At 70.7% G+C, this 8,864-nt stretch carries 7 protein-coding genes and 1 pseudogene; 3 read left to right on the forward strand and 5 right to left on the reverse strand.

Annotation, left to right across the window (positions count from 1 at the left end; genetic code table 11):
- Positions 1–236: 236 nt before the first annotated feature.
- Both AC067M_RS22270 and AC067M_RS22275 read right to left on the reverse strand, forming a co-directional pair.
- Positions 237–875: an ATP-binding protein gene (locus AC067M_RS22270; RefSeq protein ID WP_478698759.1), complete on the reverse strand. Its 639-nt coding sequence runs from the start codon at positions 873–875 to the stop codon at positions 237–239.
- A gap of 174 nt (positions 876–1,049) precedes the next feature.
- The gene (locus tag AC067M_RS22275; protein WP_478698743.1) at positions 1,050–1,886 is read right to left on the reverse strand and encodes a glycerophosphodiester phosphodiesterase; all 837 of its coding nucleotides are present in this window, start codon (positions 1,884–1,886) and stop codon (positions 1,050–1,052) included.
- A 321-nt stretch (positions 1,887–2,207) separates the two neighbouring features.
- Here AC067M_RS22275 and AC067M_RS22280 point away from each other — a divergent pair, with 321 nt between their 5' ends.
- The gene (locus tag AC067M_RS22280; RefSeq protein WP_478698744.1) at positions 2,208–3,782 is read left to right on the forward strand and encodes a S1C family serine protease; all 1,575 of its coding nucleotides are present in this window, start codon (positions 2,208–2,210) and stop codon (positions 3,780–3,782) included.
- Between the two features lie 97 nt (positions 3,783–3,879).
- Here AC067M_RS22280 and AC067M_RS22285 read toward each other — a convergent pair whose 3' ends face one another.
- Together AC067M_RS22285 and AC067M_RS22290 are read right to left on the reverse strand one after the other, a co-directional pair.
- Positions 3,880–5,424: an MFS transporter gene (locus tag AC067M_RS22285; protein WP_478698745.1), complete on the reverse strand. Its 1,545-nt coding sequence runs from the start codon at positions 5,422–5,424 to the stop codon at positions 3,880–3,882.
- A gap of 159 nt (positions 5,425–5,583) precedes the next feature.
- The gene (locus AC067M_RS22290; protein ID WP_478698746.1) at positions 5,584–6,084 is read right to left on the reverse strand and encodes a hypothetical protein; all 501 of its coding nucleotides are present in this window, start codon (positions 6,082–6,084) and stop codon (positions 5,584–5,586) included.
- Between the two features lie 125 nt (positions 6,085–6,209).
- On the opposite strand from AC067M_RS22290, the gene AC067M_RS22295 reads away from it, so the two are divergent.
- Together AC067M_RS22295 and AC067M_RS22300 are read left to right on the forward strand one after the other, a co-directional pair.
- Positions 6,210–7,424 (forward strand): sensor histidine kinase, encoded by a 1,215-nt coding sequence (locus AC067M_RS22295; protein WP_478698747.1) that lies wholly within the window; start codon positions 6,210–6,212, stop codon positions 7,422–7,424.
- 8 nt (positions 7,425–7,432) lie between these two features.
- The gene (locus AC067M_RS22300) at positions 7,433–8,071 is read left to right on the forward strand and encodes a response regulator (RefSeq protein ID WP_478698760.1); all 639 of its coding nucleotides are present in this window, start codon (positions 7,433–7,435) and stop codon (positions 8,069–8,071) included.
- Between the two features lie 366 nt (positions 8,072–8,437).
- Here the strand turns inward: AC067M_RS22300 and AC067M_RS22305 are convergent.
- A pseudogene (locus AC067M_RS22305) lies at positions 8,438–8,864 on the reverse strand (hypothetical protein); the annotation flags it as partial.

An 8,864-nucleotide genomic window follows, 5' to 3' on the forward strand; every position in this document is an offset into this window, starting at 1 on the left:
CGGTTACGGCTCGTCTGTACGGGCGCGAGCCTAGTCGCTCGTACGGGAAGCCACGGGGACCTGTGGACAACGTGCCGAGTCGTCCGGAACGCGGCGGTTCGGCAGGGGGCAGTGCATCTCGGGTCGGTCCAGGTCCGAGTTGGTCCGACTCGGGTCGGTCCGGCTCGGATCGGTCCAGGTCCGGGTCGGTCCGGCTTGGGTCGGTCCAGGTCCGGGTCCGGGGCGGTCAGCTCGGGTCAGTCCAGGTCTTCGAACGCGTCTACGAAGTTCAGTTCCGGGATGGAAGCCACCGACGGAGCCGTGACGCGCGCGGCGAAGTCGGCTCGTCGGCAGCCGGCGTCCGGATCGTGCACGTCCTCGTGGACGACGACCCACACCGTGACCTCGCCGCGGGCGTCGTCGCGTACGCCCCAGTCGTCGGCCAGCGCCGTGATGATGTTCAGCCCGCGGCCGCCGTGCGCGGTGACCGACGGGGTGGCCGGAGCCGGGCGGGTCGGCCCGCCACCGTCCGTCACCTCGACGACGAGACGTCCGCCCGGATCCACGCGCCACGCGGCCAGGACGTCGCCGTCCCCGGACAGGGCGTCACCCAACGGCCGCCCGTGTTTGCAGGCGTTGCTCAAAAGTTCGGAAAGGATCAGTACGGCATCGTCGATGACCGACTCCGACACGCCACCACTGCGCAACTGATCGCGCATACGGTGTCTCGCCTTCCCCACGCCCGCAGGGCCATGGGGTACGGCCATGCTCGACGACGTGGGCACCTCCTGTGCCACCACCAACGCCACCCCCGAGACCTCCTTCGCCCCACGCCACGGTGTGGATGCCCCATTGGCCTGTACCGGAAACCGGCCAATCCATGTCCGATGACGCATTCGCAACGATCGAATACGAACCGAACGCGCCGGAGCACTCCCTGTAGCCGTGTGGCTGGATTTCTGCGGTTTGGCCAGCATCAGAGGGTGCTGGAGGCCGACCCGCCGGGTCAAGGGTGTTCACAGGTCTTTACGAGGTTCGTGGGACTTGTGGGGTCTGAGTGGTTTGTGCGCTCAGCCCGCCAGCTGGCGCAACACCGCGCGCGGGCGGTTGGTGATGAGGGCGTCGACGCCCAGGTCCGCGCAGAGATCGACGTCGTCGGGCTCGTTCACGGTCCACACGTGCACCTGGTGACCGGCCCGCTTCCACCGCTCGACGTACGCGGGGTGGTTGCGTACGAGCCGGATCGAAGGACCGGCGATCCGCACCCCCGCGGGCAGTCGCCCGTCACGCAGTCGGGGCGAGACGAACTGCATCAGGTAGACCGTCGGCAGGGTCGGCGAGGCGGCCCGCACCCGGTGCAGGGAACGCGCCGAGAAGCTCATCACGCGCACCGGCGACTCGGCGGCGGACACCGGAGTGTCGAGCCCGAACCGCTTCAGGAGCAGCAGCAACCGCTCCTCGACCTGCCCCGCCCAGCGTGTCGGGTGCTTCGTCTCGATGGCCAGTTCCACCCGTCGTCCGGCGTCCGCGACGAGTTCCAGCAGCCGCTCCAGAGTGAGTACGGAGGTGTCCTCGCGGTCCTCCGGCCGGAACTCCCAGTCGGGCTCCTCGTCGCGCGTGCGCCAGGCCTCGCGCGCCTCCCCCGTCTTCCAGGAGCCGAAGTCCAGTGCGGCGAGGTCGGCTAGCTCCAGGGCGGAGACCGCCCCGCGGCCGTTGGACGTACGGTTGACGCGCCGGTCGTGCACGCAGACGAGATGGCCGTCCGCGGTCAGCCGAACGTCGCACTCGAGGGCGTCGGCACCGTCCTCGATCGCCTTCCGGTACGCGGCCAGGGTGTGCTCCGGGGCCTCCTCCGAGGCTCCGCGGTGGGCGACGACCTGAATGTGTTGCTGCCGTGCATGGGTCACCGCGTCATGGTGCCACCGGGTTGGGGTACGCGTCCGGCCGGAGGTGTGCTGATGCGCCAGGATGCGCCGCGGCGGAATCTGAGAACCGTCTGAGAACCGTCTGAGATGTTCCGGGGATGCGTCCAATGCGCCCTACATGTCCCATATAAGGAGTGGTCGTGGACCCACAGCCACCGCTTATGGTGCTCTGACGGCCCGTGGGAAAAGCTGACGGCATACAAAAGCACATGCACAGCTGCAGCGCGCCGGGTCGACGACGAGCGTGAACGAGCGTGACCGAGTGCGACCGAGGACAACAGCCGTGGATCGAGGAGAAGAGCTGTGAGCACCGAGAACGAGGGCAACCCGGTACCCCCGGCCCCGTCCGCACCCCCCGTGCCGGTGGCATCTCCCGCGGTTTCCCCACAGGCAGCCGCGCACGAGGGCGGCGCGCCGACGCCCCCGCCCCCGAGCGCCCACGGCGGACCGGCGAGCGCTGCTCCAGCGAGCGCGCAGGGCGGACCGGAGCCGGCGCACCCCGGGCACCCGCCGACGTACCCGACGGCCTCGAACGGCACGCAGGGCCCCGAGGGCGGTCACCAGCCCACTGGCCACCAGCCCACGGGTCACCAGCCCGCCGGGCCTGACGCCGGTTGGCCGCCCCCGCCGCCCGCCACCCCGTCCTACGCCGACGGCGGCGGCGCCGGTACGGGATGGGACGGGTTGGCCGGCGGCGGCGCCGGTGGTGCGGGCGGCGGATGGGGCGCCGCGTACCAGCAGCAGCCCGCCCCCGCACCGAAGAAGGGGCGCGGCGGACTGATCGCCGGCCTCCTGGTGGCCGCGCTGGTCGCGGGCGGCCTGGGCGGCGGCCTCGGCTACACGCTGGCCAAGAACGAGGACGACACCGGCTCCACCACCGTCTCCGCCTCCACCAGCGGCGGCTCCGTCAAGCGTGACGCGGGCACCGTCGCGGGTGTGGCGGGCAAGGCGCTGCCGAGCACCGTCACCATCGAGGCGGAGTCCAACAGCGGCGAGGGCGGCACCGGCACCGGGTTCGTCTTCGACGCCGAGGGGCACATCGTCACCAACAACCACGTGGTGGCCGAGGCGGTCGACGGCGGCAAGCTGTCCGCCACCTTCCCCAACGGCAAGAAGTACGACGCCGAGGTGGTCGGCCACGCGCAGGGCTACGACGTGGCGGTCATCAAGCTCAAGAACGCCCCGTCGGACCTGAAGCCGCTCACGCTGGGCAACTCCGACCAGGTGGCCGTCGGCGACTCCACGATCGCCATCGGCGCCCCCTTCGGTCTGTCCAACACGGTGACCACCGGCATCATCAGCGCCAAGGACCGCCCGGTGGCCTCCAGCGACGGCTCCGGCAGCCAGGCGTCCTACATGAGCGCCCTCCAGACCGACGCGTCGATCAACCCGGGCAACTCCGGCGGCCCGCTGCTCGACGCCCAGGGCAACGTCATCGGCATCAACTCCGCGATCCAGTCCACCGGCAGCGGCGGTATGGGCGGCACCGGCCAGTCCGGCTCGATCGGCCTGGGCTTCGCCATCCCGATCAACCAGGCCAAGTACGTCGCCCAGCAGCTGATCAAGACCGGCAAGCCGGTCTACGCCAAGATCGGCGCGTCCGTCTCCCTGGAGGACTCCAGTGGCGGCGCGAAGATCACCGACCAGGGCTCCGGCGGCTCCTCGCCGGTCGAGTCCGGCGGCCCCGCGGACAAGGCGGGCCTCAAGCCCGGCGACGTCATCACCAAGCTCGACGACCACGTCATCGACAGCGGCCCCACCCTGATCGGCGAGATCTGGACCCACCAGCCCGGCGACAAGGTCACCATCACCTACGAACGCGGCGGAAAGACCCACACGGCCGAGGTCACCCTGGCCTCCCGGGTCGGCGACAACTGACCCACACCTTCTCGCCCCGGGCCTCCCGGCCCCACCGCGACCACGCCGAAGGCCGGCACCCTCTCCGGGTGCCGGCCTTCGGCGTGCTCCACGTCGGTCAGACGACCAGTTCCTGTTCCTGTTCCTGTGCCTGTGCCTTCGCCGAGGCTTCGGTCTGCTCCTGCGGCTTGCGGTCCCGCATCACCAGCGTGGCCAGGATCGCCGCCGCGAGGACGCCGATCGCGCTGACGGTGAAGGTGGTCGTCATCGAGTCGGTGAAGGCCTCGCGGGCGGCTCGGACGAGGTCGGTGTCCTGACCGGCCACCGCCAGGGCGCCGCCGATGGACTGGCGGGCGGCCTCGGGGGCGTCGGCGGGCATCTCCGCGGCGAAGCCGCTGGTCAGCAGGGAACCGAGGATCGCGATACCGAGGGCGGTGCCGGCCTGCTGGATGGTGTCGTTGAGGGCCGAGCCGACGCCCGCCTTGTCCGCGGGGATGGTGCCCATCAGCGCGCCCACCGCGGCCGGCATCGCCAGACCCGCGCCGAGGCCGAGCAGACCGAGCGAGATCGCCGGGACGGTGAAGCCGGAGTCGGCGTCGACCGTGGTCAGCAGGGCGAAGCAGGCGACCATCACCAGCATGCCGGACAGGATCACGAACCGGTTGCCGATCTTCCCGGCCAGCTTCACACCCATGCCGTTGCCGATCAGGGCGGCGATGGCGAGGGGCAGGAAGGCGAGGCCCGCCTTGACGGGGGAGTAGCCGAGGACGAACTGCAGGTACTGGGTGAGGACCAGCAGCAGACCGCCGTTGCCGATCTGGACCAGCGCCAGCGAGAGCGAACCGCCGCTGAAGTTGCGGTGCTTGAAGAGGACCAGCGGGACCATGGGCGCCTTCGTGACGTTCTCCCACACCACGAACCCGGCCAGGGCGACCACGGCGACGGCCAGCGTGAGGGTCGAGCGGCCGCCGAACGCGCCGTGCTGCGGGATCTCGATGATCCACCAGACCAGCGCGGTCATGCCGACCGCGGAGAGCACGGCACCCAGCGGGTCGGGCTTCTGCCAGGGCGCCTTGGACTCCGGCATCAGGACCACACCGGCGACGATGGCGAGCACGACCACGGGGACGTTGAGGAAGAAGATCGAGTGCCAGGAGAAGTGGTCGATCAGGACACCGCCCAGGACCGGGCTGCCGACCAGCCCCAGCATCGACACCGAACCCCAGGCCGCCATCGCCTTGCCGCGCTCCTCCTCGTCGAAGACGGTGATGAGGATCGAGAGGGTGGACGGCATGATCAGCGCCCCGCCGACGCCCATCGCGGTACGGACGGCGATCACCTCGCCGGGGTTGGTGCAGAGCGTCGCGGCCAGTGAGGCCGCCCCGAAGAGCACCAGCCCGATCAGCATCACCCGCCGACGGCCGAAGCGGTCGCCGAGGCTGCCCGAGGTGAGCAGGAGACCCGCGAAGACCAGGATGTAGGAGTCGAGGATCCACTGCGTGTCCTGGGCGCTCGCGCCGAGGTCCTCGGTCATCGAGGGCACCGCGACGGTCAGCGCCATGCTGTCGATCGTCAGGACCACCGTGCTCAGGCACAGCACGACGAGGATCCACCAGCGACGCGGATTGCGTCCGTCCCTGCTGCTTTCGGTGCGGGCTTCCATCGGTTCCCCTGCTTCCTTCCGGCCTGCGAACACGGTCCTCGCTGCGAACAGTGTTCCGTTGCCGCGAACGCTGTTCCCTTCGTTGCGAACACTGTACGCAGACCGGAACGCTGTGCGCAACCCTTGAACGCCGTGCGCCGATCCGGCGGGGTCAACAGATCAACCGCGCTTCTGGGAACCCCGCGCCGGCCGTGCGGCGAGCACTGCGCACAGGGCCGCGAGGGGGAGTTCCGCGGCCGCGGCCATCGCGACGGCGGTGGCCAGCTCCGGGCCGGGGGCGGCGGTGGCGAGGTCGATGCAGGCATCGGCGAGGAGGAGCACCGCCGCGGCGGCCGCGGGCGCACGGTGACGGGCATCGCCGCGCAACAAGCGGCTGCCGGCGGTGAGCAGCGCGACGGCCTCCAGGGCGTCGAGGGCGACCCAGGCGGCGGCCTCGGCGGGCGGCAGGGTGCCGGCGAGGTAGCCGAGCCAGGGCAGCAGGGCGAGACCCGCACCCGTGAGTAACCGGCCCTGCCAGAGGCGGGCGCGGCCGAGGCGAACGGAGCCGCGGGCAGCGCCAGTGGGGCAACAGCCATTGGCGACGGAGGAGTTGAAGGCAAGGAGGGCCACGTCGGAGGTCTCTTCCGGTGTCAGGAACCCGGCCGTCGGGCTCGTGATCAACCCTCCGGTCTCCGTCGGCCGGAGTCAGTAACACCGCTGTCCGTCCAGGGGTGGCACTGGCTACACCCCAGTTACGGACAGCAGTTGCATGTCGGGCCACGGCGCCCGACACCTACGGTTGGGTCATGAAGATCCCGCCCCGGCTGCGGCGAGCGCTCACCCGTCTGACCCGCGACACAGCCTTCCTTGCTCTGGGGGCGCCGCTCCACCTCCTCATGGGATCCCTGGTGTTCATGATCTTCGGCCTCGTCTGGGAGATCGCCGCTGGGCGGGACAGCACCGCACCGGTGATCCTGGGGTTCGCGCTGGTGCTGACGGCGTTCTCCGTACCGGCGCTGACCGCGGCCCAGCGCTGGCGTTTCCGCCAGTTGCTCGGGATCGACATACCCCGCCCGGGGTGGCGACGACCGTGGCGCCAGTTCGGTTACCACTGCCTGGCCGGGGCGTTGTTCGGCGGACTGGAAGTGCTGGTGGTGGGGCTGCTGGTGGCCGGAGTGGCCGCGGCACTGACCTCGGCGTGGGTCTACGCCCTGCCCTGGCAGTGGCGGATGGAGCACCTCGGCTACACCACGCAGGCGGCGTACGTCTCCGTGGCGGGACTGGTCGTGCTGGCCGCCGTCCCGGGCCTGGCCGCCGCCCTCGTACGCCTGGAGTGCCACATGGTGCCCGCCCTGCTCGGCCGCAGCAGGGAGGAGGACCTGGCGCGGCGGGTCGAGGACCTCACCGAGAGCCGGGCCGGAGCGGTGGACGCCGCGGACGCGGAACGGCGGCGTATCGAACGGGATCTGCACGACGGCGCGCAGCAGCGGCTGGTGTCGCTGGCGCTGAATCTGGGTCTGGCCAAGGCCACGCTGACGGATCTGCCGCCGGAGGCGCGGGAGGTGATCGACACGGCGCACCGGGAGGCGAAGGAGGCGATCGAGGAGCTGAGCGCTCTGGTGCGTGGGCTGCACCCGGCCGTCCTGGACGAACTCGGGCTGGACGCGGCACTGTCGGGGCTCGCGGCCCGCGCCCCGCTGCCCATACGGCTGAGGGTGGATCTACCGCGACGACCAATGCCGGCGGTGGAGGCGGTCGCGTACTTCGTGGTCTCCGAGGCGCTGACGAATATCGCCAAGCACGCACGGGAGGCGACCCGGGCGGATGTGACCGTCACCCTGCTGGGCGAGATACTGCGAGTGGTGATCGCCGACGACGGTCTGGGCGGGGCCGATCCGTCCAAGGGGAGCGGCCTTACGGGGCTTGCCCAGCGCGTGCGGTCGGTGGACGGAACATTCCGAATGAGCAGCCCTGTGGGGGGACCGACCATGATGAGCGTGGAGCTGCCGTGCCCGAGCTGAGGCGTGCCGTGATCGCCGAGGACTCCGTGTTGCTGCGGATCGGGTTGGTCAAGGTGGTGGAGATGGCCGGCTTCGCGGTGGCGGCCGATGTGGGCGACGCACAGGGACTGCTGGCCGCGGTCGAGGAGCACCGGCCCGACCTGGCGGTGGTGGACGTCCGGATGCCGCCCGGCTTCACGGACGAGGGGGTGCGTGCCGCGCTGTCGATCCGACAGACCCGGCCGTCGACCGCCGTACTGCTGCTCTCCCAGTACGTCGAGGAGCGCTACGCCGCCGACCTGCTCGCCGCCAACACCAGCGGGGTGGGCTATCTGCTCAAGCAACGGGTCGCGGACGTCGAGGAGTTCGTCGAGGCGCTGCGGCGGGTGGCGGACGGCGGTACCGCACTCGACCCGCAGGTCGTCGCCCAGCTGTTGGTACGGCGGCAGAGTGATCCGCTGGAACGGCTGACGGCCCGCGAACGGGATGTGCTCGCCCTGATGGCCGAGGGCCGCTCCAACGCGGGTATCGCCGCCCAGCTCGTGGTCAGCGAGAGCGCGGTCGCCAAACACATCAACAACATCCTCGCCAAACTCGACCTCCCCAAGGCCGACGCCGACCACCGCCGGGTACTGGCCGTGCTGCGCTTCCTGGGGGTGGGTGCCTGAAGCGGCCCTGGCGATCACCTGCCGGAAGCGGTGAAGTGGACCAGGCCCCAGCCCGGCGAGCGATCCCGGTACGCTTCACCCGTTCCGTCCCAGGTGGGTCGGGGCGTAGGTGGGTTGCCCGAGCGGCCTGAGGGAACGGTCTTGAAAACGTGAGGACGCGGAAGCGTCCCCGTGGGCTCGGATCCCGCCGCCTTCGCAGGTCATGGACGTGCAGGCCAGAAGGGGCGCCCCTTGCTGAGGGGCGCCCCTTCTCCATGCCATGGACCGGATCGGTCGGCATCAGCGGCTCGATTCGGTTACATGGCATCAGTGATCGACAATCGGACAGGTAACCCGATCGACTGACCAGCCATCAAGGCTGTGAACTCAGTGCCAATCGGACCACTTGTTCTCGTCGTGGCTGTGCTTGTCGTGGCCGTGTTCGTCAGACTTCTTGCCGTCGTCGTGGCCGTGTTCGTCGGACTTCTTGCCGTCGTCGTGGCCGTGTTCGTCGGACTTCTTACCACCGTCGTGGCCGTGCTCATCGGGCTTGTTGCCGTCGTCGTGGCCGTGCTCGTGGTCGCCGTGATCACCAGGCTTCGTGGGGGTCGCGGTGCCGGTCGGAGTGGCGGTGCCGGTCGGGGTCGCGGTGCCGGTCGGGGTCGCGGTGCCGGTCGGAGTGGCGGTGCCGGTCGGAGTGGCGGTGCCGGTCGGAGTGGCGGTGCCGGTCGGAGTGGCGGTGCCGGTCGGGGTCGCGGTGCCGGTCGGGGTCGCGGTGCCGGTCGGAGTGGCGGTGCCGGTCGGAGTGGCGGTG

The sequence above is a fragment of the Streptomyces sp. NPDC043427 genome, from assembly GCF_056436655.1.